Annotated in this window: 19 protein-coding genes and 1 pseudogene; 11 read left to right on the forward strand and 9 right to left on the reverse strand. The window is 64.7% G+C overall.

Annotated features, from left to right (window positions below):
* Nucleotides 1-71: 71 nt before the first annotated feature.
* The 4 genes from ACWV8V_RS15545 to hglS all read left to right on the forward strand — a co-directional run bounded on the left by ACWV8V_RS15545 (nt 72) and on the right by hglS (nt 3,358).
* Complete coding sequence (locus ACWV8V_RS15545) at nt 72-488, forward strand: EF-hand domain-containing protein (RefSeq protein ID WP_259262113.1); 417 nt, start codon at nt 72-74, stop codon at nt 486-488.
* 108 nt (nt 489-596) lie between these two features.
* Nucleotides 597-1,349, forward strand: a complete 753-nt coding sequence (locus tag ACWV8V_RS15550; RefSeq protein WP_455900158.1) for an HAD family hydrolase — start codon at nt 597-599, stop codon at nt 1,347-1,349.
* Nucleotides 1,346-1,891, forward strand: a complete 546-nt coding sequence (locus tag ACWV8V_RS15555; protein WP_455900159.1) for a hypothetical protein — start codon at nt 1,346-1,348, stop codon at nt 1,889-1,891. Before ACWV8V_RS15550 ends, ACWV8V_RS15555 begins: the two co-directional genes overlap by 4 nt.
* Before the next feature lie 99 nt (nt 1,892-1,990).
* A complete protein-coding gene (gene hglS / locus ACWV8V_RS15560) occupies nt 1,991-3,358 on the forward strand; it encodes a 2-oxoadipate dioxygenase/decarboxylase HglS (RefSeq protein WP_455900160.1) in 1,368 nt (455 codons plus the stop codon).
* A gap of 83 nt (nt 3,359-3,441) precedes the next feature.
* On the opposite strand, the gene ACWV8V_RS15565 is transcribed toward hglS, so the two are convergent.
* Nucleotides 3,442-4,956, reverse strand: a complete 1,515-nt coding sequence (locus ACWV8V_RS15565) for an acetyl-CoA hydrolase/transferase family protein (protein WP_455900161.1) — start codon at nt 4,954-4,956, stop codon at nt 3,442-3,444.
* A gap of 380 nt (nt 4,957-5,336) precedes the next feature.
* On the opposite strand from ACWV8V_RS15565, the gene glnE reads away from it, so the two are divergent.
* Nucleotides 5,337-8,177 carry a bifunctional [glutamate--ammonia ligase]-adenylyl-L-tyrosine phosphorylase/[glutamate--ammonia-ligase] adenylyltransferase gene (glnE, locus tag ACWV8V_RS15570; RefSeq protein WP_455900162.1) on the forward strand — a complete coding sequence of 947 codons (2,841 nt, stop codon included), beginning with the start codon at nt 5,337-5,339 and terminating at the stop codon, nt 8,175-8,177.
* A 151-nt stretch (nt 8,178-8,328) separates the two neighbouring features.
* Here glnE and ACWV8V_RS15575 read toward each other — a convergent pair whose 3' ends face one another.
* From ACWV8V_RS15575 to ACWV8V_RS15595, 5 genes are all read right to left on the reverse strand, one after another.
* A complete protein-coding gene (locus tag ACWV8V_RS15575; protein ID WP_259261656.1) occupies nt 8,329-8,883 on the reverse strand; it encodes a queuosine precursor transporter in 555 nt (184 codons plus the stop codon).
* A 76-nt stretch (nt 8,884-8,959) separates the two neighbouring features.
* Nucleotides 8,960-9,487, reverse strand: coding sequence for a hypothetical protein (locus ACWV8V_RS15580; RefSeq protein WP_121042318.1), 528 nt, complete (start codon nt 9,485-9,487; stop codon nt 8,960-8,962).
* A 34-nt stretch (nt 9,488-9,521) separates the two neighbouring features.
* Nucleotides 9,522-10,043, reverse strand: a complete 522-nt coding sequence (locus ACWV8V_RS15585) for a hypothetical protein (protein ID WP_346467199.1) — start codon at nt 10,041-10,043, stop codon at nt 9,522-9,524.
* Nucleotides 10,044-10,110: 67 nt separating this feature from the next.
* Nucleotides 10,111-10,974, reverse strand: coding sequence for a DUF2145 domain-containing protein (locus ACWV8V_RS15590; RefSeq protein WP_455900163.1), 864 nt, complete (start codon nt 10,972-10,974; stop codon nt 10,111-10,113).
* A gap of 57 nt (nt 10,975-11,031) precedes the next feature.
* Nucleotides 11,032-12,003 carry a mitochondrial fission ELM1 family protein gene (locus tag ACWV8V_RS15595; RefSeq protein ID WP_455900164.1) on the reverse strand — a complete coding sequence of 324 codons (972 nt, stop codon included), beginning with the start codon at nt 12,001-12,003 and terminating at the stop codon, nt 11,032-11,034.
* A 129-nt stretch (nt 12,004-12,132) separates the two neighbouring features.
* Here ACWV8V_RS15595 and ACWV8V_RS15600 point away from each other — a divergent pair, with 129 nt between their 5' ends.
* Nucleotides 12,133-12,723, forward strand: coding sequence for a malonic semialdehyde reductase (locus tag ACWV8V_RS15600; RefSeq protein WP_176990511.1), 591 nt, complete (start codon nt 12,133-12,135; stop codon nt 12,721-12,723).
* 85 nt (nt 12,724-12,808) lie between these two features.
* A complete protein-coding gene (locus ACWV8V_RS15605) occupies nt 12,809-13,510 on the forward strand; it encodes a YceI family protein (RefSeq protein WP_455900165.1) in 702 nt (233 codons plus the stop codon).
* 97 nt (nt 13,511-13,607) lie between these two features.
* Here ACWV8V_RS15605 and ACWV8V_RS15610 read toward each other — a convergent pair whose 3' ends face one another.
* The 3 genes from ACWV8V_RS15610 to ACWV8V_RS15620 all read right to left on the reverse strand — a co-directional run bounded on the left by ACWV8V_RS15610 (nt 13,608) and on the right by ACWV8V_RS15620 (nt 15,495).
* Complete coding sequence (locus ACWV8V_RS15610) at nt 13,608-14,045, reverse strand: hypothetical protein (protein WP_455900166.1); 438 nt, start codon at nt 14,043-14,045, stop codon at nt 13,608-13,610.
* 57 nt (nt 14,046-14,102) lie between these two features.
* Nucleotides 14,103-14,900 carry a siderophore-interacting protein gene (locus ACWV8V_RS15615; protein WP_313211645.1) on the reverse strand — a complete coding sequence of 266 codons (798 nt, stop codon included), beginning with the start codon at nt 14,898-14,900 and terminating at the stop codon, nt 14,103-14,105.
* Between the two features lie 91 nt (nt 14,901-14,991).
* Nucleotides 14,992-15,495, reverse strand: a complete 504-nt coding sequence (locus tag ACWV8V_RS15620; protein ID WP_266085530.1) for a PadR family transcriptional regulator — start codon at nt 15,493-15,495, stop codon at nt 14,992-14,994.
* 469 nt (nt 15,496-15,964) lie between these two features.
* On the opposite strand from ACWV8V_RS15620, the gene aceE reads away from it, so the two are divergent.
* The 4 genes and pseudogenes from aceE (at nt 15,965) to ACWV8V_RS15640 (ending at nt 23,307) form a co-directional block, all read left to right on the forward strand.
* On the forward strand, nt 15,965-18,652 hold the full coding sequence (gene aceE, locus ACWV8V_RS15625) for a pyruvate dehydrogenase (acetyl-transferring), homodimeric type (protein WP_123731337.1): 2,688 nt from the start codon (nt 15,965-15,967) through the stop codon (nt 18,650-18,652).
* Nucleotides 18,653-18,703: 51 nt separating this feature from the next.
* Nucleotides 18,704-21,607, forward strand: coding sequence for a sulfite exporter TauE/SafE family protein (locus tag ACWV8V_RS15630; protein ID WP_455900167.1), 2,904 nt, complete (start codon nt 18,704-18,706; stop codon nt 21,605-21,607).
* Between the two features lie 281 nt (nt 21,608-21,888).
* Nucleotides 21,889-22,149 (forward strand): hypothetical protein, encoded by a 261-nt coding sequence (locus ACWV8V_RS15635; RefSeq protein WP_455900168.1) that lies wholly within the window; start codon nt 21,889-21,891, stop codon nt 22,147-22,149.
* Between the two features lie 47 nt (nt 22,150-22,196).
* Nucleotides 22,197-23,307: pseudogene (locus ACWV8V_RS15640) on the forward strand (IS3 family transposase).
* Nucleotides 23,308-23,528: the final 221 nt, after the last annotated feature.

The following is a 23,528-nucleotide window of genomic DNA, read 5'->3' on the forward strand; positions in this document are numbered from 1 at the left end:
CAAACGGGGTGGCAGTGTGGGGCCGTGCGGAAACAACAGGCCGCGCAATACCTACCAAGGAGACCACCCCAATGACTATTCGCAACCGCAAGCCCCTGATCGCCCTGATCGTCGCCGCAGGCAGTGTGCTGGCCATTCCGGCGATGGCGCAGTCGGCACAGCAGAGTGCCGCGCAGGCGCAGAATCAGGCCGCCCAGGCACAGCAGGCGGCAGCGCAGGCCGGTGACGCAGCAGATACCGCTGCCAACGCCGCAGCGCAGGCCTCCGCGCAGGCCGGTGGTGGCGGTGGCCAGACGTGGGCCAGCGTCGATACCGACGGCAACGGCACCATCAGCAAGGCCGAGGCACAGGTGAACGCGGGCCTTGCCCAGGTGTTCGACCAGGCCGACACCAACAAGGACGGCGAGCTCTCGCCGGATGAATACAAGGCGTACGTGGCCGCCCAGCAGGGCAAGGCCGCCGGCAATGGCGCCCAGCAGAGCAAGTAAGGACCGGGGACACCGGTAGCGCAGTGAGGGGGAAGGGCGGCTTCGGCCGCCCTTTCTTTATGGGCCGCCGGGGTGGGGCCGCTCGGCCGCTGTTGGTATCCTTGGCCGATGATGACTTCCCTGCCCACGCCGCAAGGCGCTATCGGCCTGGTTGGTTTTGACGGTGATGACACGCTGTGGAAGAGCGAGGATTTCTACCGCAAGGCCGAGCAGGACTACCTGGATATCCTGTCGCGCTACATCGACGTGCACGACACGCAGACCGCACGCCACCTGCTGGAAGTGCAGCAGCGCAACCTCGGCGTGTTCGGCTATGGCGTGAAGGGCATGACCCTGTCAATGGTGGAAGCCGCCATCGAGATCACCAACCAGACCATCAGCGCCCGCGACCTGCAGCAGATGCTGGACATAGGCCACGACACCCTGCGCCACCCGGTCGAGCTGATCGACGGCGTGCGTGAGTCGGTCACCGAGATCGCCCGCGATTACCCGGTCGTGCTGATCACCAAGGGCGACCTGTTCCATCAGGAGGCCAAGATCAAGGTGGCCAACCTGCGCGACCTGTTCCCGCGCATCGAGATCGTCTCCGAGAAAGACCCGGAAACCTATGCTCGCGTGCTGGAAGAGTTCGATCTGCCGATCAAGCGCTTCGTGATGGTCGGCAATTCGCTGCGCTCGGATATCGAGCCGGTGATCACCCTCGGTGGCTGGGGTATCCACACCCCGTACGCAGTCACCTGGGCGCACGAGACCCAGCACGGCGTGGCCGACGACGAGCCGCGCATGGTCGACGCACCGACCGCCTTCGACTGGCCGCAGGCCCTGCGGACCATCGATGCCAAGGCCGCACAGGCCGGATGATGCGCGCCGGCCTGCTCGCGCTGCTGCTGATGCTGCCCTGTGCAGCCACGGCCGAGCAGACCCCGGAGAAGTCTGCCGCCTACGTGGTCGACACCGGCGATGCCTGGGTGGATGCCCAGCTGCAGGACATCAACCACTACGCCGAGCGCTACCCGGACAGCTTTCTGGATGAAGTCTCGCGCTATGCCGGTGTCTCGCGCGGCTATATCGCCGCGCTGATGCACACCCACGGCTGGCAGGCGGGCGACATCTACTTCGCCTGTTTCTGGGCGCATGTGATCGAACGTTCCTGCCGCGAGAGCGTGCAGACGTGGTCGCGCACGGTACCGGAGGAGGGTGAGGCCAAACGCTGGGATGCGGTGGTGGCCCAGCTGCCGGTCACGCCGACCAACCTGCACTGGCGCGCCCTGCGCCACGCCATCGTCGCCAGCCATGACCACTGGGACCGACCGGTGACGCTGGACGCGACGCTGCAGCGCCAGCTCGGCAACCGCGAGCAGCGCCAGCGTGCGGCGAGCAGCCCCACGCCACCCGCGCGCTGAGGGACTTCTTTGTTGCTGTGCAGATCGCGGTAACCCCTGCCCTCGGCGACAATGCAGCGCTTGCTGCACCTTCCCCCGTGATCCGTTGCCGAGTACGTCATGAGCACCGACCGTTTCGTTTCACCCGACGATATCCGCAGCCTGTTCGCCCAGGCGATGTCCACCATGTACCGCACCGAGGTGCCGCTGTACGGCACGCTGGTCGACCTGGTGGCCGAGATCAACGATGCCGTGCTGACCGCCCATCCGGCGCTGGCCGAGCAGCTGGACCGCACCGATGAACGCGCCCGGCTGGACCAGGAACGCCACGGTGCGATCCGGGTCGGCACGGCCGAAGAACTGGCCACGCTGGGCCGCCTGTTCGCGCTGATGGGCATGTACCCGATCGGCTACTACGACCTCTCGGTGGCCGGCGTGCCGGTGCATTCCACCGCCTTCCGCCCGCGCACCGCGCAGGCGCTGGCGCGCAATCCGTTCCGCGTGTTCACCTCGCTGCTGCGGCTGGAGCTGATCGAGAACGCCGCGCTGCGTGAGCAGTCCGCTGCCATTCTTGCCCAGCGCCGGATCTTCACCGACACCGCGCTGGCCCTGATCGCGCAGGCCGAACGCGAGGGTGGCCTCGACGAAGCCGATGCGCGCCGCTTCGTCATCGAGGCGCTGGAGACCTTCCGTTGGCATGGCGACGCCACGGTGTCACTGGATACCTATCACGCGCTGCATGACGCGCACCGGCTGATCGCCGACGTGGTCAGCTTCCGCGGCCCGCATATCAATCACCTGACCCCGCGCACGCTGGACATCGACGCCGCGCAGGACGGCATGCTGGCCCGTGGCATCGACGCCAAGGCCGTGATCGAAGGCCCACCACCGCGTCGGTGCCCGATCCTGCTGCGCCAGACCAGCTTCAAGGCGCTGGAAGAAACCGTGCACTTCCCCTCTGGGGACGCTGGCGATGCCGGCACGCATACCGCGCGTTTCGGTGAGATCGAACAGCGCGGCCTCGCGCTGACGCCCAAGGGCCGCGCGCTGTATGACCAGTTGCTTGCGCGGGCGCGCGACAGTGGAGGTGCCGGCAGCACCGGCCAGGATTACCCGACGCGTCTGGCCGCGGCCTTCATCGCCTTCCCGGATGACCACGACACCCTGCGCCGCGAGGGCCTGGGGTACTACCGCTACGACCTGACCGACGCCGGTCGCGCCAACCCAGGTGCGGTGGGTGATCTGCCGGCCGAAGCGCTGATTGCCGCCGGGTTGGCCAGTGCCGATCCGATCGTCTACGAGGATTTCCTGCCGGTCAGCGCCGCGGGCATCTTCCAGTCCAATCTCGGCGGCGATGAACAGCGCGCCTACGCCGCACATGCCAACCGCGATGCCTTCGAGCAGGCGTTGGGCATGACGGTGGAGGACGAGTTCGCGATCTACGCGCGGCTGCAGGCCGAATCGCTGGCGAGCCTGCGGGGCGGCTGACGGAAGGAGCCGGCCAGCGGCCGGCACTACCCGGAAACAGAACGTCCCGGCAGGTACCGACCCTTGGTCGGTACCGTGCATCATCAGGCTTTCATCGTCCCGGTATCCAGCCACCGCTGGTGCCACGACAGCGCTTCGGGCAGCAGATGCGGGGTGTGCTTGCCATAGCTCTCGCGGCTGGCACGGTCGAAATAGTCATTCAATTGATCGCGGAAATCCGGATGCGCGCAGTTGTCGATCACCACCCGCGCGCGCTTGCGCGGAGTCAGGCCGCGCAGATCGGCCAGGCCCTGTTCGGTGACGATCACCGACACATCGTGTTCGGTGTGATCCACGTGGCTGACCATCGGCACGATCGCCGAGATGCTGCCGTTCTTCGCCGTCGAAGGACTCAGGAACGCGGACAGGAACCCGTTGCGCGCGAAGTCGCCCGAGCCGCCGATACCGTTCATGATCCGGCTGCCCATCACGTGGGTCGAGTTGACGTTGCCGTACAGGTCGGCCTCGATCATGCCGTTCATGCCGATGCAGCCCAGGCGGCGCACCAGCTCCGGATGGTTCGAAATTTCCTGCGTGCGCATGATGATGCGCTCGCGGTAGAAATCGATGTGTTCCTTGAAGGTCTCGTTCGCCTGCGGGCTCAGCGCGAAACCGGTGCAGGAGGCGTAGCTCAGCACGCCATCGCGCAGCAGATCGAGCATGCCGTCCTGGATCACCTCGGTGAACGCGCTCAGATCGCGGAAACCGCTCTTGGCCAGCCCGGCCAGCACCGCGTTCGGAATGTTGCCCACGCCGCTCTGCAGCGGCAGCAGGTTGGCCGGCAGGCGGCCCTTGGCCACCTCGTGCTTGAGGAACTCGATCAGATACTCCGCGATCTGCTCGCTGGTGGTGTCGATCGGGCTGAACGGACTGTTGCGGTCCGGGCCGTTGGTACGCACCACGGCGACGATCTTGTCCGGGTCGCAGCGCAGCGCGGTCTCACCGATGCGGTCGTTGGCGTGCACCAGCGGGATCGGCTTGCGGTGCGGCGGCAGTGCGGTGCCGTAGTAGATGTCATGCATGCCGTCCACGCCGGCCGGCTGCCATTCGTTGACCTCGACGATGACCTTTTTGGCCAGGTCCAGCCAGGTCTTGTTGTTGCCGACCGAGGTGGAGGGCACCAGCGAGCCGTCCTCGCGGATCGCCGAGACCTCGATCACCGCGGTATCGATATCGCCATAGAAGCCGAACCACACGTGCTGGGCGACATGGCTGAGGTGGATATCGATGTAATCCAGCTTGCCCTCGTTGATGCGGTTGCGCGCATCCGGGTCGCTCTGGAAGGGCATGCGCATCGCGATGCCATCGGCCTTGGCCAGCGCGCCATCCAGCTCCGGCGCGGTCGAGGCGCCGGTCATCAGGCTGATCTGGAAGGGCAGGCCCTGGGCGTGCACCGCTTCGATGCGCTGCGCCAGCGCGACCGGCACCGCCTTGGGATAACCTGAACCGGTAAAGCCGCTCATGGCGACGGTTTCACCCGGCTGGATCAGGGCGGCGGCGGCTTCAGCGGAGACAACGCGGTCACGCAGACGCGCGTTTGCAATGCGATCGACAGACATGACGACAACGTTTTTGGGGGGATCGCCATTATCGGCGATCCATGCAGCGGGAGGGGTTCTACCTTGGTGGGATGGCGTTTTCACATCGGCGCCTCCCTGTTCAGGTTTGCCGCCTACTTCTGTACCCGCAAGTATTGTTTTGCAGTGCAGCGTGCAAGTTCGTCGCCGACCCTAGAAGATCGACCTGCATCCCGACGTGGGGGAGGGAGCAGAGCCCGCTGGCAGTTCGCTGCAAGCGGGCTTTTTTATGCTCGCCGTTCGGGCAAAGGCGCGCCGCTCCGCTCCGCCTGATGCCTCGCTACGCGTCCGTGGGTTCCCGCGCGTCACCGGCATGGCGCCTGGCCGGGAAACACCACGCCGCGATGCCACATAATCCCCTCATGCCGATTTCCGACCTCGCCGCGCCCGCGCGCGTCCCCGACGCCCTTGTTCCCCTGGTTGATCGCGCCCTGGCGCGCCTGGCCCTGTCGCTGACCGATGGCGGCCACTGGCCGCCTCCGGCACCCGTACTGGCGACCCTGCGCGCGCTGGCCGTCACCAGCGATTTCGCCATCGACACCCTGTGCCGCCAGCCGGCGCTGTTGTCCCATCTCACCCAGGAGGGCTGCCCACCGCTGCCCCTGCCGGAACTGGATCCACTCCAGCCCAGCGAATGGCAGCAGCGCCTGCGCCGCTACCGCACCGCCGCCTCCACGCGCCTGATCTGGCGCGACCTGACCGGGCAGGATGACGTGCCTGCCACGCTTGCCGGTGCTACCTGCTTGGCGGAGGAGTGCCTGCAGCTCGCGCTCTCCGCGCTGGAGCAGGAGTTCACCGGCCGCCATGGCGTGGTCCGTGCGGCGGACGGCAGCGCGCAGCAGCTGGTCGTGTTCGGGCTGGGCAAGTTGGGCGGTGGTGAACTCAATTTCAGCTCGGACGTGGACCTGGTCTACGCCTACCCGCAGGGCGGCGAATCCGATGGCGCGCGCCCGCTCGCCGCCGAGGAATACTTCGCACGCCTTGGCCAGCGCCTCGCGCGGTTGCTCGATGACACCACCGTGGATGGCTTCAGCCACCGCGTCGATCTGCGCCTGCGCCCGTTCGGCAATGCCGGGCGCGTGGCGCTGTCGTTCGCCGGCATGGACCAGTACTTCCAGCGCGAAGGCCGTGACTGGGAGCGCTATGCCTGGCTGAAGGCGCGCGCCGTCGCCGGTGATATCGCGGCAGGCGAAGCGTGGCTGCAGACCCTGCGCCCGTTCGTCTACCGCCGCTATCTGGATTTCACCGCGCTCGATGGCCTGCGCGAAATGAAGGCCGCGATCACCGCCGAGGTCTCGCGCCGCGAGATGCACGATGACATCAAGCGCGGCCCCGGCGGCATCCGTGAGATCGAGTTCCTCGCGCAGGCCCTGCAGTTGATCCGCGGGGGCCGCGAAGCGCCACTGCGCGAGCGTCGTCTGCTGCACGCGCTGCCGGCGCTGGTCGCCTCCGGCCAGATGGCCGAGCAGGACGGCGCCGACCTGCTGCATGCCTACGGTTTCCTGCGTCGCCTGGAAAACCGCCTGCAGATGCTGCGCGATGCACAGACGCATGCGCTGCCCACCGACACCACCGACCGCCTGCGCATCGCCAGCGGACTCGGTTACGACGACTGGGACGCGCTGGTTGCCGCGCTGGATGTGCAGCGCGAGCGCGTCAGCACCGAGTTCGCCGCGCTGCTCGCACCGCGCCGTGGCCAGGCCGCGCCGGATGCACTGGCCAGCTACTGGCGCGGCCTGCCCGACAACGGCAGCGCCGAGGTGCTGGCCGAAGCCGGCTTCTTCGATGCCGGCAGCGCCGATCAATCGCTGCGCGACTTCGCGCAGAGCTCCGGGGTGAAGTCGTTGTCCGATGCCGCGCGTGCGCGCCTGGACCGCGTGCTGCCGGCGCTGCTGCACGCCGCCACGCGCTCACCGCAGCCGGATGCCGCGCTCAAGCGCGTACTCGGCCTGCTGCAGGCGATCCTGCGCCGGACCAGCTATCTCGCCCTGCTCGACGAACAGCCCAGCGCATTGGCGCGCCTGGTCGACGTGCTTGCACGCAGCGCACTGCTGGCCGAGCGCCTGGCGGCGTATCCGCTGCTGCTCGATGAACTGCTGGACGTGCGCGTCTCCGGCCCGATGCCGGACGCCGCGGGCATGCAGGCCGAGTGCGCTGTCGCGCTGACCATCGATGATCCCGAAGCCGCGCTGCGCCTGCTCAACGAGACCCGGCTGGCGCTGAGCTTCCGCATGGCGATGGCCACGCTGGATGGCCGTCAGCGCGCCGTCGACACCACCCGGCAACTGGCCGAACTCGCGCAGGCGGTGGTCGTCACGGTGCTCGCGCTGGTGCAGGCCGACATGCAGCGCCAGCACGGCGGCATTCCCGGCGGGCGTTTCGCGATCATCGGCTACGGCAGCCTGGGCGGACTGGAGCTGGGCTTCGGCTCGGACCTGGATCTGGTCTTCCTGCACGATCACCCGGCCGATCAGGACAGCAGCGACGGCCCACGCCCGCTGGATCCCGGCCGCTGGTACGCGCGCCTGGCGCAGAAGGTGATGGCGATGCTCGGCGCGGTCACCGCCGCCGGCCGCCTGTACGACATCGACGTGCGGCTGCGCCCGGATGGCGGCAAAGGTGCGCTGGTGTCCTCACTGGCCAGTTACACCGAATACCAGCGCGAACGCGCCTGGACCTGGGAGCACCAGGCACTGGTGCGTGCCCGCGCCATCGCCGGCGATGACTCGCTGTTGGCCGACTTCGAACGGGTGCGCGCGCAGACGCTGGCGCGCCCGCGCGACAACGCCGTGCTCTACACCGACGTGTTGAAGATGCGGGCGCGCATGCGTGCCGAACTGGACCGCAGCGATGCCGCGCGGCTCGATCTCAAGCAGGGCGCAGGTGGCATTGTCGATCTCGAATTCCTGCTGCAGACCGGCGTGCTCGACAGCGCCGTTACGCACCCGCAGGTGGTGCAACCGCGCGATACCCCCAGCCTGATCGACGCGCTGGCCGACATCGCCTGGCTGCCCGGCGGCACCCGCGATGGTCTGCACGAGGCGCACGCAGCGCTGCTGGATGTGGGCCTGGCCTGCACGCTGGACCGCCGCCCGCGCCTGGCGCCACCGACACCTGCATTGGAAGCGGCACGCGCGATGATCACCGCGGCAAGCGATGCGGCGGGGTTGCCGTTCCAACAACGGATCGATGTCGTCAGCTGACGGCGGTTTGCACCGTCATCGACCTCGCACCGCTCTGGCACCGGTAGTGCCGGGCGCTGGCCGGCTCCCATGAACTCTGCGGAGCCGGCCAGCGGCCGGCACTACCGATTACCCGACCGCCAGCGCTACACCGGGCAATCGGCGCCCAATGTCACACCGCGCGCGGTGCCATCTTCCACAGCAACGCGCGGAACGGCGCCAGCAGGAACACGCCGATCGTCAGCTTCACCGCCAGATCGCCCAGCGCCCAGCTCACCCACGGCAGGCTGGAACCGGCGAAGGCGATGCTCCAGAAAATCGTCGTATCCAGCGTCGCGCTGCAGGTCGTTGCCACCATCGGCGCGCGCCACCAGTGCCCGCGGCGCAGCCGGTCGAATACGGTGATGTCCAGCAGCTGCGCAGCGATGAAGGCCAGGCACGAGGCCACCGCGATCCGCGGGGTGGCGATCCAGATCGACAGCAGCACCGCCAACGCGAACCCGGCCCAGGCCACCCGCCGTGCCGCCTCCGGCCCAAAGCGGCGGTTGATCAGGTTGCTGACCAGGAACGCCACCGGGTAGCTGAAGGCACCCCAGGTCAGCCAGTCGTTGATCGGGTACTGCACCAGCACGTTCGAGCCCAGCACCACTGCGCCCATGGCCAGCACCGCCAGCAGCAGCGAGCGCGGGGTCAACGGGGCAAAGGCAATGGCAGGACGCGCGGACATGGCGAGCCGGGGAAGTCGGGGGAAGCGGCGGATTATCCGGGCTTGGCCGGCCCAGGGCCAGCCCGGACCGGTTCAGTCAGAAGCGTTCGCTCATGCTGGTGGCCGCCGCATCCTGGGTCGGCAGGAACGCCAGCGCGGCGCCTTTGGCATCGGCCACCATCCAGCCCGCGCCGGCCGGGGTCGGCGTGAACGCCAGCACATCGCCCACCTTCACCCCTGCCGCCGGGTTGTCGGCACGCGCCGGCCAGGCCACCACGGCCGGTGCATCCGGGGCCTGCGGGTTCTTCAGCGCCACCTGGTAGCTGCCGTCGGGCTGGTGCGCCACGCGCTCCACGGTGAGCGGCGGTAGCGGGCCGGCCTTCTGCCGCTTCGCGGCCCGGGCGGTCAGGTTGTGCGGCATGGAGGCGTCATGCAGTTCGCTGACCCCCAACGCACTGAGCCAGACCGGTGCGGTGATCACCGCCAGGCTCACCACCGAGGTGGTGAGCACGCTGCTGGTGACCGGCGAGGCATTGCTGAGGTTCTGGGCGCTGACCGGCAGGCTGGTCGCGAGCAAGGCCAGCGCCAGCAGTGGCGCAACGGCAGGACGGGATATCCGGTTCATTCAATAGCTCCGCGGGACGGTGGACAGCAAGGGGTTACCAACGTGCACTCGGCTGCGCCGCCGCCGCATCGATGGGCAGGAAGGCCAAGGCCGTGCCCTCGGCGGTGGTCACGGTCCAGCCGGCGCCGCCCTGGGTGGGCGTCAGCGCCAGTACGTCGCCCACCGCCACCGCGGCTGCCGGGTTGTCCTCGCGCGCAGGCCAGGCAATCACGGCCGGCTCGTCCGGTGCCTGCGGGTTCTGCAGGGCCATTTCGATGCCGCCTTCGGGCGTGCGTTCCACCTTCTCCACGGTGAGCGGCGGCAGCGGACCGGCTTTGCCACGTGCGTCCTTGGCCGCGCGGCTGCGTCGGGCCGAAGCATCGCTGGCCTTGCTCAGGCCGGCCGAAACCAGCCACACCGGTGCGGTCACCACCACCACGCTCACCACCGAGGTGACGATGACGCTGCTGGTCACCGGGTGATTGATGCCCACCACCTGCGCGGGCGCGGGCAGGCTGGCCGCGCATACGGCAATGGCCAGCAGCGGTGAAACGACGCTGCGCGAAACTCGTGTCATCGAAGATCCTTCTGATGGCTCAACATAGGTCCGCAGTATGCGCGCTGGCGTGCTGCCCGCCGCTGACTCACGGTTTGGGGGCGGTAATGCCTTTCACCGGTACATGCGGCACGGCCAGCTCCTGCTGCAGGCTGCTGCGCAGTTGCAGGAAATCAAAGATCGACTCCACCGTCACCACCGAGTAATTGCCGGAAATGCGCTCGCTGGCCGGGTGGTCGGTAACGGCGGCATTGGGCACGAAGAAGCGCGCGCCGAGCCGCTTGGCCACGCCGATGTGCAGCGTGCTGGGCGTATACATGTGTCGCTGCAGCCATTGCTGTGCCTGGGTACGGTTGACGATCAGGGTGCGCTCTTCCACCTGCGCCATCGCCGCGCCCAGTACTTCCAGGATCCACTGGTTGGAATTCTGGTACTCGGTGCGGAACGGATACGCCACCACGCTGTAGCGCGCTTCATGCAGCGCCTTGGCCTGGATCGCCGGCTGGGTGAGCATCGCCTTGAGTGCATCGCGCAGCGCAGGCGTCGGCACGCCGATGCGCAGGTCGGTATGGCTGGAGGTCTCGCCGATGAAGGTGGCCACGCCCTCGCGGAACAGGTGCGACTCGGCGGTCTTGCACGGATTGAGCAGGTGCACCGCGCGCCACTGGCCATCGTCTTCGCGCAGCAGGAAGGCCAGATGACTGTGGCGCAGGCCGTACTTGCTCAGGTCCTGACCACCGCGGGCGATCAGCACCACGTCCACGCCATCGAGTGCGTCCAACGCGTCGGTGGTGGCCAGGGCCACATCGAACATGGAAGCCAACGCAGCCGGCGTGGGATAGCGTTCGGTGCACTGCGGTTCGGCCTGCGCGGTCAGCGCGGCGCCCAGCAATACGCCACACAGCAGAACGGGGGGCAGGCGCTTGATCAGTGCAGCGAAGGATACGTCCATGTCACACAGTCTCCGGCGGCACCGGCCGCGGTCGCATCATAACGCTGTGCGATGCCGTCAGGCCTGAATCCCCAACCGCGCGCGTACTTCATCAGCAACGCGCGTGGTCTCGCGCAGCGGCTCGATGCGGCCCTGCGTCTGCCAGTCCAGCCAGCGCGCCTGCAAGCGGCCACGTTCGCGCAGCGCGTGCTGGAAGTGCGCGAGTCGCCCTTGCGCCTGGTCGGCCAGGGCCACGGCGACCGGCATGCGTGTGGCGCACGCTTCAGAGAGCAGGTTCACCGAATCCGGCGAGACCACCACGCGGTTGGCCCACCCGAGCAGCCCGGCATACGGGTTCACGCCGTCGCCGCCATCGCCCCAGATCACATTTGGCACATCGGCAAACGCACTGCGCAGCGCCCCGACCAGGGCCGGCGGGGTACGCCGCGAGGTCGTGGCCAGCAGGCTGCCGCCTTCCTCGCGCAGCTGGGAAGCGAGCTGCTGGAACACCTGCACCATGTCCGGCTCATGCCACGGCGCATGCGGGGTCGGCCCGCCGACCAGCAGCGCGGTGCGTGGGCCGGGCAGGGCGCTGAACGCGGCGAACGCGGCACGGCCGCAGGCCAGCCAGTCATCGTTGACCGGGTTGAGGCTGCCGAGCAGGGTGAGCACGTTGCTGCCGCGCAGCCGGTCGTGTTCGGGCACGACCAGCAGGTCCCAATGGCGCGGGCTGAGGCGAGGGTCGAGGATCTGGACGACCTTGGTGCCACGGCGGCGCAGTTCGCGCAGCGCGCCGGCCGCCTGGCGGCCACAGCCGACGGCCAGCTCAGGGGCGTCGGCGGCCAGGGCTGCGAAGGCGTCACCGTAGCCCTTGGCGGCACCGGGCAACCAGCGCGGGGCCAGCCAACGCCAGGGCGCGCGCGGGGTGAGTACCAGCGGACGATGCGCCCCCAGCTTCAATGCCGTGGCCAGGGCCACCGCCTGCCGCACATTGCCGGCACGGCCGTCAGTGATCGTCCAGGGCGGACTCCATCGTTTCACGTATGGCATTAATTCGTTTCAGTCAGGCTGGGTGTTGCAACTGTCGCGACACTCTACACTGCCAGCCTTCGCCGATCGCGCTGTCGCCCTGCCACGGTAGCCGATGCGCGAACGATTCCCCTTATTTCTGGAGGCTTCATGTCCCACGTCCTTGACGATGCTGCGCTCGATCAGTTGTTCCGTACCGCCCGCACCCAGAACGCCTTCCTTGATAAGCCGGTCGAGGACAGCCAGCTCAAGGCGCTGTACGAGCTGCTGAAGTGGGGCCCGACTGCCGCCAACGGCAGCCCGGCGCGCTTCGTGTTCGTGAAATCCCCGGAAGCCAAGGCCAAGCTCGCCCCGGCCCTGTCCGAAGGCAACCACGACAAGACCCTGGCCGCCCCGGTCACGGTGATCGTCGCCTTCGACGAAGACTTCCACGAGAAGCTGCCGTTCCTGTTCCCGCACACCGATGCCAAGGCGTGGTTCGATGGCCCGCGTGAAGGCCGTACCGAGGGCGCGTTCCGCAATGGCAGCCTGCAGGGCGCCTACCTGATCCTGGCCGCGCGCGCGCTGGGTCTGGATGCCGGCCCGATGTCCGGCTTCGACAACGCCAAGGTCGACGAAGCCTTCTTCAAGGGCACCGCGATCAAGTCGAATTTCCTCGTCAACCTGGGGTACGGTGACGCCTCGGGCCTGTTCCCGCGGCTGCCTCGCCTGTCCTTCGACGAAGCCGCCCGCATCGCATAAGCGTTACCGCCGGATCGTGGCCCGTCCGTGCGGATGGGCTGCGTGACCTTTGCTTTTTTTCCCTTCGATTCGAGAGAGACCTGCCATGACCATGACCCGCAAACTGCTGCTGCCGCTCGCCCTGACCCTGGCCATCGCCGCCTGCTCCAAGCCGGCCGACGAAGCCGCTGCTCCGGCCGCTGACGCGCCGGCCGCCACCGAAACCGCCGCCCCGGCTGCGGACGCCGCCGCTGCCGCCCCGGCCGCCGAGGCCATCCAGATCGCCTCGGGCACCTACAAGCTCGACCCGACCCACACCGACGTGCTGGTCCAGTGGAGCCACTTCGGCTTCTCGCACCCGACCGCGCATTTCGGCAGCGCCGAAGGCACCCTGGTGTATGACGCCGCTGACGTGACCAAGTCCACCGTGGAAGTGAAGCTGCCGCTGACCGGCCTGAACAGCTTCACCGCCAAGTTCGACGAGCACCTGAAGAGCGCCGATTTCTTCGACGCCGCCAAGTTCCCGGCCGCCACCTTCAAGAGCACCAAGGTGGAAGCCAACGGCACCAACAAGCTGACCGTGACCGGCGATCTGACCATCAAGGACATCACCAAGCCGGTGACCCTGGATGTCACCATCAACGGCGGCGGCGAGCACCCGATGGCCAAGGTGCCGGCGGCGGGCTTCGATGCCACCACCACCATCAAGCGCAGCGATTTCGGCGTCGGCGCGTACGCCCCGAACGTCAGCGATGAAGTGAACATCCGCATCACCACCGAGGCTACTGGCGAAAAGCCGGCTGCCTGAGTTTCTCCTCACTCGTCGTGAGAAGGCAGAAAGCCCGCCAATTGGCGGGCTTTCTTTATGGGGCGAGCCGGCCAGCGGCCGGCACTACCGTTCCTGATCAACCCGCAGTCACCTGCGCGCTCACCTTGCCCAGCCACAGCGTGGTGAAATCGGTCGGCGTGCGCCGTGCGGGCGCGGTCAAGCCGCTTTCACGCAGGAACGCATGGGTGGCCTGCGCAAACGCCTGGCGGGCCAGCAGCGCGGCCTGCTTCACCGAGGCCTGCTGCTTGCGCAGCTGCACGATCTGCAGGCTCGGCTTACCGGGCATCGCGTACTTCTGGTAACGGCGCAGCTCATCGGCGACCAGGTCGATATCGATGTTCGCCTGCACCAGCGCGGCCTGCGCACGGGCCAATGGCACCAGGGCGGTGCGCAGCGGAGCGATGTTCCCGCCCACGGAAGGCGCCAGCGCCGCCAGGGCGGCATCCAGCGCGGGATCGGCCCGCTCGGCGCGGTCGATCAGATCGGTCAGTGCCGAAAGAGGAGAGGCTTGCATGAAAGGCACCGGCACAAAACGCGATTGTCGCATTCGCGGCCGGTGCCCGTCGCGGGCTCAGTCGTCGTGGTGCTCGCTGCCGTGCGCCTTCCAGTAGCCGGTGGAGCGGATCCAGTCCTTCGGCACACCCAGATGACCCTCGATGTACTTGCGCATCATCCGGGCCCGGCGCGATTCGGCGGCGATCCAGTAGAAGGTATCGCCGTCCGGTTCCTCGAAATCGGTCAGCACGTCTTCCAGCAGGGTGCTGCTGGCCGCGTCGAAGCCGTTGCGCTCCAGCCACGAGATGCGGATGCGGTCGTCCTCCGGCAGTTCCTGGCGGTCGCCGGATTCGGGGATCTCGATGTAGACATCGGCATTCGCGCCGTCCGGCAGCGTCTCCAGCCAGCGGCCGATCGCCGGCAGCGCGGTTTCATCGCCGATCAGCACGTAGGTATCGAAGTCATCGGCGGTCATGTGCGAGCCACGCGGGCCGCCCACGGCGATCGCATCGCCCGGCTGCGCGTTGGCGGCCCAGGTCGAGGCCAGGCCATCGCCGTGCATGACGAAATCCAGCGCCAGCTCGTGGGTCTCCAGATCCCACCAGCGCGGGGTGTAATCGCGCGAGGGGGAAGGCGTCTGCCCGTCCGGGTAGCGCGGGCCTTCCGGGGTCATCGTCGGGACCACGAACTGGCCCTCGGCGTTGGGGAAGAACAGCTTGACGTGGTCATCCGGCGAGGGCGAATCGAAGCCTTCCAGCGCCTCGCCCCCGACGATCACCCGGCGCATGCACGGGCTGATCTCTTCGGTGCGCAGCACCTGCAGCGGGCGGAACTTCACGGTATGACGAAGCAGTCGGTTTTCATGCAGAGCCATGGGGAATACCTGGATCAGTGCCGCAGCGCGGCGTTGAGAAAGAAGGACCTGGCGGGCGGTGGCTGGCTGGGTCTGAAACGAATAAGGGAGGTCAGCGGCCCTGCGCACGGATCCGCGCGGCGGCCTCGCGCAGCGCCTCGGCGACGGCCGCGGCGTTGTCGTCCTGCCAGCGGCCGTGGCACAGGCCCAGCGCGTGCTTGAGCTCGCGCAGCGCATCGCGCACGGACGGCGGCAGGTTGGCCTTGGTGATCGTGCGCGCGCTGTCGCGTACCCGGTGCACCGCGGCATCGACCTCGTCGCGCTGTGCCTCCAGCTCGGCCTGGCCCAGCGCGCTGAGCGCGTACCGCTTGCGCCCACCGTCCTCGACCGCGCCAACCCAGCCGGCGGCCTCGAACTGCGCCAGCACCGGGTAGATCGAGCCCGCGCTGGGCGTGTAGACCCGCACGAACATGTCACTGATCAGCTGGATCAACTCGTAGCCATGGCGCGGCTGGTCGGCGAGCAGGGACAGCACCAGCAGGCGCAGGTCGCCACGGCTGAGGGGCCGGGCGGTCAGCGGGCGGGCAGGGCGGTCGAGGTCGCGCGGAGAGGTCATTTCGATATATCGAATGCAGTGGCGGAACGATATATCGAAAACTCTGTTTCGACCAGCGCTGGCGCACATATGGCAGGGATGTGTTCAGGTCAATTCCTCCTGTGACGGTGCGTGCTTGTGGTGGAACACTGCACCCGGTTGTCACCTCCCAACGGCACCGATGATCCACGCCGAAGCGCGCTCGAGCGCCGTCGCTTCGCGCACGATCCGCGCCAATCGCCTGCGCCGCAGCGGCTGCGCTGTCCATCGGTGTCCTGCTGACGCGCCGGTGTCATCGCCAGCGGGCAGGCTGAAATGCAGCGTGGAACCTTCCGGCGCGGCCCTCGCGCTGTCGCCTGCTGTCCTTCCGGACACGCCGGGATGGTTCCATACGCAACCGTAGCGAAGTAAGCAAACCCCTTGGTGCGCTACACTTTGCGGCTAGAAATCTAAAACAGTCGCGCGCGTGCGTGCGGTCATGGGAGCGCAAATGAACTGGTTGAACGAGGTGCTGAACAACGACCCGAATCCTGTGGAAACCCAGGAATGGATCGAGTCGCTGAAGGCCGTAATTGATGTCGAGGGCCCCGAGCGCGCGCATCAGCTGTTGGAAGGCATGGTGGAACTGACCCGTCGTTCGGGGGCTTACCTGCCGTTCTCTCCCACCACCGAGTACGTGAACACCATCGCGCCGACCCTGGAGGCCAAGAGCCCGGGCAACGCCGAACTGGAATGGCGCATTCGTTCCATCATCCGCTGGAACGCGATGGCGACCGTCGTGCGCGCCAACCGCAAGCCGGGCGACCTGGGCGGCCACATCGCCTCCTTCGCCTCCGGCGCCACGCTGTATGACGTGGGCTTCAACCACTTCTGGCGCGCCCCGAGCGAAGACCACCCGGGCGACCTGCTCTTCATCCAGGGCCACAGCGCCCCGGGCATCTATGCGCGTTCCTTCCTGGAAGGCCGCATCGACGAAGCCCAGCTGGACAAGTTCCGCATGGAAGTCGATGGCGGTGGCCTCTCCAGCTACCCGCATCCGTGGCTGATGCCCGACTACTGGCAGACCCCGACCGTGTCGATGGGCCTGGGCCCGCTCGCCGCGATCTACCAGGCACAGTTCCTGCGTTACCTGGAAAACCGTGGCCTGATCGAGAAGTCCGACCGCAAGGTGTGGTGCTTCATCGGCGACGGCGAGAGCGATGAGCCGGAAACCCTCGGCGCGATCGCGCTGGCCGGCCGCGAAGGCCTGGACAACCTGATCTTCGTGGTCAACTGCAACCTGCAGCGCCTCGACGGCCCGGTGCGTGGCAACGGCAAGATCATCCAGGAACTGGAAGGCGTCTTCCGTGGCGGCGGCTGGAATGTCATCAAGCTGCTGTGGGGCGGTTACTGGGATGCCCTGCTGGCCAAGGACACCAATGGCGTCCTGCGCAAGCTGATGATGGAAACCGTCGACGGCGAATACCAGAACTGCAAGGCCTTCGGTGGCGCGTACACCCGTGAGCATTTCTTCGGCAAGTACCCGGAAACCGCTGCGATGGTCGCCGGCCTGTCCGACGACGATATCTGGCGCCTCAACCGTGGTGGCCACGATCCGCACAAGGTCTACGCTGCCTACCACCAGGCCGTGAACACCAAGGGCATGCCGACCGTGATCCTGGCCAAGACGGTCAAGGGCTACGGCATGGGCAGCGCGGGTGAAGCACTGAACCCGACGCACCAGACCAAGAAGCTGGACGACGATGCCGTTCGCCACTTCCGCGACCGCTTCAACATCCCGGTGACCGATGCGCAGCTGGCCGATGGCCAGGTGCCGTTCTACCACCCGGGTCCGGATTCGCCGGAAGTGAAGTACCTGCAGGAACGCCGTGCCGCCCTGGGTGGCTACCTGCCGCAGCGCCGCCGCAAGGCGACCAAGAGCTTCAACGCACCGAAGCTGGAAAGCTACGAGCGCCTGCTCAAGAGCAGCGGCGAGCGCAGCTACTCCACCACCATGGCCTTCGTGCAGAGCCTCAACATCACCCTGCGCGACAAGGAACTGGGCCCGCACATCGTGCCGATCGTGGCCGACGAAGCCCGTACCTTCGGTATGGAAGGCCTGTTCCGCCAGATCGGCATCTACGCCCCGTTCGGCCAGAAGTACAAGCCGGTCGATGCGGACCAGCTGATGTTCTACCGCGAAGACCAGAGCGGCCAGGTGCTGCAGCAGGGCATCAGCGAGCCGGGCGCGATCAGCTCCTGGATGGCCGCCGGTACCAGCTACTCGGTCAGCAACGTGCCGATGCTGCCGTTCTACATCTACTACTCGATGTTCGGCTTCCAGCGCGTGGGCGACATCGCCTGGCAGGCCGCGGACATGCGTACCCGTGGCTTCCTGCTCGGTGGCACCGCCGGCCGCACCACGCTGAACGGTGAAGGCCTGCAGCACGAAGATGGCTTCAGCCATATCGTCGCCGGTGGCATTCCGAACGTGCGCAGCTATGACCCGACCTTCGGCTTCGAAGTGACGGTGATCCTGCAGCACGGCACCAAGGCCATGATGGAAGATCAGATTGATGAGTACTACTACATCACCCTGATGAACGAAAACTACACCCACCCGGAAATGCCGGAAGGCGCGGCCGAAGGCATCGTCAAGGGCATGTACCTGCTGACCGACGCCGGCAAGCCGAAGAAGGGTGAGCTGCGCGTGCAGCTGCTGGGTTCGGGCACCATCCTGCGTGAAGCCATTGCTGCGGCCGAGCTGCTGGACAAGGACTTCGGCGTCACCGCCGATATCTGGAGCTGCCCGAGCATCAACGAACTCCGCCGCGATGGTTTCGATGCTGAGCGCTACAACCGCTTCCACCCGGAAGCCGAACCGCGCAAGGCCTACGTGACCGAGCTGCTGGAAGGCCGCCAGGGCCCGGCGATTGCGGCGACCGACTATGTGCGTGCGTACGCGGACCAGATCCGCGCGTTCGTGCCGATGTCGTACACGGTGCTGGGTACGGATGGCTTTGGTCGCTCGGATACCCGTGCGAACCTGCGTCGCTTCTTCGAGGTTGACCGGTACTACATCGCGCATGCCGCGATTGCGGCGCTGGCTAAGGAAGGGAAGATGACCGGGAAGGATGTGGCCAGGGCGATCAAGCAGTACAAGATTGATCCTGAGAAGGCTAATCCTGTCGGGGTTTGATTTAAACAAAGGCCCCGCTCTTGCGGGGCCTTTTTTCTAAGGACGGAAGAGATGAAAGACGCGTTGCCGGAGCAAGCGAAGGTGTACGGCCGCAAGGTCATCGCCGTCGCTACCCAATTCAAGCATCTGGTGCTGACTTTCGCAATTTTCCTTGTCTTGACCAATCTCGGTTTGGCGTTTCAGAGCGAAATCTCGATATTCGTGCAGGGAGCGATTCCGCGCTACTCCGCATTGCTCACGGACCAGCAGATAATCTATTCGCTGTGGATTGCACTCTTGGGAGTGCATGCGGCTGTCGGTGCGGTCGCGCCCCTTCTAGGTTACACATTGTTGGCAACGACGATCACCAGCGCGTCTAGGGTGGCTCCTTCAGGTGCTGTCATCGCCACCGAGATCGGATGGTCGAGGTACCTTCAGCTGTCGCTGACGCTGCTGGCTGGCTCAATCGTGGGCGTCCTGTCAGCGCCTTCGGCCATTGGCCTCGCCCTTGCGGGAATAGCAACTGTTTTCGTTATTGTCCGAACTCTGTGGGTATTCAAAAAGGGTTTTGACCTGATTGCTCGACCAGAGCTTTTCGATAGGGGCGCTAGAAAATACTTGGGGATAGCGATTGGTGGTCTTTCCGGCTCACCTCTGGACGATAGGCTAAAAGGCGACCTCGCAGAATTGAATGCCAATTTGGCTGCCATCACGCGAAACTCAAGGGTGAGCAGACAGGCTGCATCGCTATTGATGGGTGATCCTTTTCAAGCAACACAGCTTCTGCATATCCAAAAGAACTCTGTAGCGATACTAGCCTCGGAGGCAAAGAAGCTTCGACTGGATATTCACTTCGATCGCAATTCTTGTCCGGAGTATCTGTCTCGCGGCGAAAGTGGCTTCTTCCGTGTCTCAGCGCTGGGCCCGGATGTTAGCGTCGGAACTGGCCAAGCGCCCAGCATTTCAGTGGATGGCGATGTTGACAAGGCAAAGGTCGCGCAGCTGCAGAAGCTGGCGAGGCATTTGGTAAAGTATGGATCTGGGGAGTGGATTGAGAACTTCGTACGTGCCCCAATGGTAGTGCACCGCCATGTCGCCACGGTAATTTATGAGGCGATCCCAAATCAGCGGCCGCATGACCTCGAATATGGTCTCGACGTGCTTGGCGACATCATCGATGCAGCGGGGTTGGGTCGCGTTGATCCGTCGCAATCAATCGAAGTAAGCAATTATCAGTGGATATTTGATATCCCTCATTTTGTGCTGGGTCAAATTGAACGATCCCCGGAAGATGGGTTGGGCTATGCGCGAGACCTGGCAGCATTCATCCGTGGCAGGCTGGCAAAGTGGTTTGAACATGCTCAGCTCGATGGTTTTTCGCAGGTGTACGTGGGTATTCTTGTTCGAATTCTAGGCCTAATGGTTCGCAGGAGCCACAAAAGTGGTCAGGTGTTCGCCGGATCCTTAAGAAGTCTCCCTTACCTTGATCGGTCTGAAAGAAGTCAGGTTACGCAGCTAATACTGAGAGAGTTGATTCTTCTATTGGTCGGTAGCCCTGCTGGAAAGCCGTTGTTGCGTGCGGAGAGTCGAATTGTAATAAAGACCGTCACAGATGTTCTTAGATCTTCGCGAGCTCCCGAGGGCGCTGAACTTTACATAGAAAGCTTTATGGGCGCGATAGCGTTGTCGCTCTACTTGGCACGGGGCGATGAGGATGAGGAGGAGGATGAGGTAGAGGTCCAGTTGGTCTCTGATCTGATTGATGCCTTGGCAGACGCGCGAGATTCCGACATATCGATAGTTATGTTGTTGTTATCCGCAACCAATGCGGATGATGTTAGCCAGCGCTGGAAGTGGAGTTGGTGGGAAATCGATCAGCAGGAAAGTGGTGGCGTGCATCTTGTTGAGATTGACGGATTTCTTGCGAGAGCCGCAATTGTAATGATGGCGCCCCGCGCGTGGGAATTCGCGCAAATTCGGGACGAGCAGTTGCCTCCTCAGTATTCGATTGACAACTTGGTACGGCTCATCGATGACGGTGATTGGCTTTCACTACTTCCGATTGAGACCGCTCGCTCAATCAATTCGCTCAAGGATACCCTGGCCAGACTATCAGATAGGCGCGGCATGCTAGTTGCGCAGAAAGTGGCAGCGGCGGATGTTGATGTCGAAAAGGTAAGTGCGTATGTCAACAGTGAACTTGCTTCAGCGAGCGCAGATCTTCGGGGATACTCGGATTGGGTCGTGTCTTCGTGCAGTGTTATAGTTAGTGACGAAATTAATGCGGAAATCCAGTTTGGGATTGCAAGCCTCCTCCCGAAGGATTGCTTTGTCGCAGATGAGATTCTGGACACTTCCGTTATGATTGGGAGCTCAGGGCTCGGTCAGTCAGTCGAGGACTTTGAGCTTCGAGCGCTCGTTGATGCAGTCCGCCTTTCGGGCCTCGAAGACCAGCCGTTCGGTTCGGAAGATGAATCGGGATTTTGGAGTCATGTTGAGAATCTCATTCGTTCCGGAACATCTCATATATGGTTGGTTGGATGGGGTGTAAGTGAGTATGACCTAGGTGACAGACTGGAATCCGCCAAGGCGTCTGCGCGCGATGAGGGTGTTTGTATTCGATTTGACAACGTTGGTGGCATTGAAAAAAGCGAGTCCGGGATCTTCGTCATTGACCCTTCCGATAATATTCAGTTCGTGAGATACGCCGCCGAGCGGCAGGGTGGCTCAATTGCTGAGGGCACGCTCGATCCGTTGATGGGCGGGTTCTACATCTGTATCGCGAAGATATCGGAAGAGATGCAGCACTCTTGGCTTCGCGGCGAAAATGAGGACAGAGCGGAGAGCCTAAGGGAGAAGTACCATCAGAGCGTCCTGCTGCGTGCGGCGTGGAGTTTTACTGTTTCATCTGGTAAAGCTGACGGGCAAAAGTTCTTTGCATGGAGTAGGTCGGTTGAATCTCGGGAGGTTTTATGAGGAAGTCCACCTGCGCAGAGCGCGATATAGCTGAATTTGGGCCGCGATCTGCGCGGTTGAGCTTAGGTCCGCGACGCTCATCGCTAGACTCCGCGTGCCATTGGTATAGAAGCAGATAAAGGGCGCCGGCAAAGGAACGGCACCGGCAACTTTCGGGTGAAATTTATTCTGTGCCACGCGATAAGCGGCGTGGCTCGCGCCATTTTATCCTCGGGTCTTGCATTCCGTGCGCAGGTGCTGCTGAGAAGTAATGCCTATGTTGGGAGGGAACAGGGGGAAGCATGGCTGCTTGGCAGTTTAGGACGCCCAGTCCGAACGAGAACTCGGGTTCGAGTATTTCAGACGACAACTTCTCGATTGAAGAGCGCACCAACGTCGAGATCTTGGTGCGTGAAACGCTACGGAACCCGCTGGATGCGCGAGCATCCTTTGACGAGCAGGTCAAGGTCAACTATCGGATCGTTGAAATGTATTTGGCCCACAGCAACGTCGCGAACGCATTGTTTCCCGGAGCGTGGGTGGGTAATCCCCCCGCAGGTTAGCCGCAGCCAGAAGTGGAATTTCTCGTAATCTAACCCGAGGAGATCCCATGAAGAAATCACGATTCACAGACAGCCAGATCATCGCCGTACTCAAGCAGGCCGAGGCCGGTACGCCTGTCCCGGACCTTTGCCGACAGCATGGCATCAGCTCAGCGACGTTCTACAAGTGGCGCAGCAAGTTCGGCGGCATGGATGCGTCCATGGTGTCCCAGCTAAAAGAACTGCAGGACGAGAACCGGCGGCTGAAGAAGATGTACGCCGATGCGCGGCTCAGTGCCGAGCTGCTGAAGGAAGCGCTCTCAAAAAAATGGTGAGGCCATCTCAGCGTCGCGAGATGGCCAGACGGGCGGTCCAGGCAGGCATCACCAGCATCGTTCATGCGTGCAGGACGTTCGAGGTGAGTCAGACCTGCTACCGCTATCAGGCCAAGGCCCGCCAAGAAAATGCGATCATCGCCGACTGGTTGCTCAGGCTGACCAGCGCCTACCGCGATTGGGGCTTTGGACTGTGCTTCCTGCACCTGCGCAACGTGAAGGGCTTCGCTTGGAACCACAAGCGCGTGTATCGGATCTATCGCGATTTTGAGCTGAATCTGCGCATCAAGCCGCGCAAGCGCATCGTCCGGGAAGTGCCGGAGCCTTTGGCGGTGCCTGAGGCGGTCAACCAGACATGGTCGATGGATTTCATGCACGACCAGCTGGCTGATGGACGCAGCTTCCGGATGCTCAACGTACTGGATGACTTCAACCGCCAGGGACTGGCGATGGAGGTCGACATCTCCTTGCCTGCGGCGCGCGTCATCCGCAGCTTGGAACAGGTCATTCAATGGCGCGGAAAGCCCCGCGCCATACGCTGCGACAACGGGCCCGAGTACATCAGCGGAGCGCTGAAGCATGGGCCGAGCGGCAAGACATTGCGCTGCTCTACATTCAGCCAGGCAATCCTCAGCAGAACGCCTACATCGAGCGCTACAACCGGACCGTGCGTTACGCTTGGCTTGCCAGCAATCTGTTCAATGACATCGAACAGGTCCAGGACATCGCCGCTCGTTGGCTATGGACTTACAACCACGAGCGCCCAGACATGGCGCTCGGCGGCATCACGCCAATGCAGGCTCTCAACAGACGAACGTCTGGTCAGCTTGCACTGGCAGCGTAGTTTCACTTTTGGCGACCGCTAAAAGCGGTGGGATTACCCTTGACCGGCAGGCTCCAACGCCAACGAACGATCGACACCGGCGTAGCGCATCGCCTTGGACGAGATGTTCGACCCCTTCCACCGCACGCCGCACAGATGCCGCCCCTTTGGCGTGCCTCTTTACTGATCTGCTGCCTATCCTGGGAATCGCACCGTCGCTTTTGGGTAAGCTTGCAGGGAAG

The sequence above is a fragment of the Stenotrophomonas sp. Ker107b genome (genome assembly GCF_053847245.1).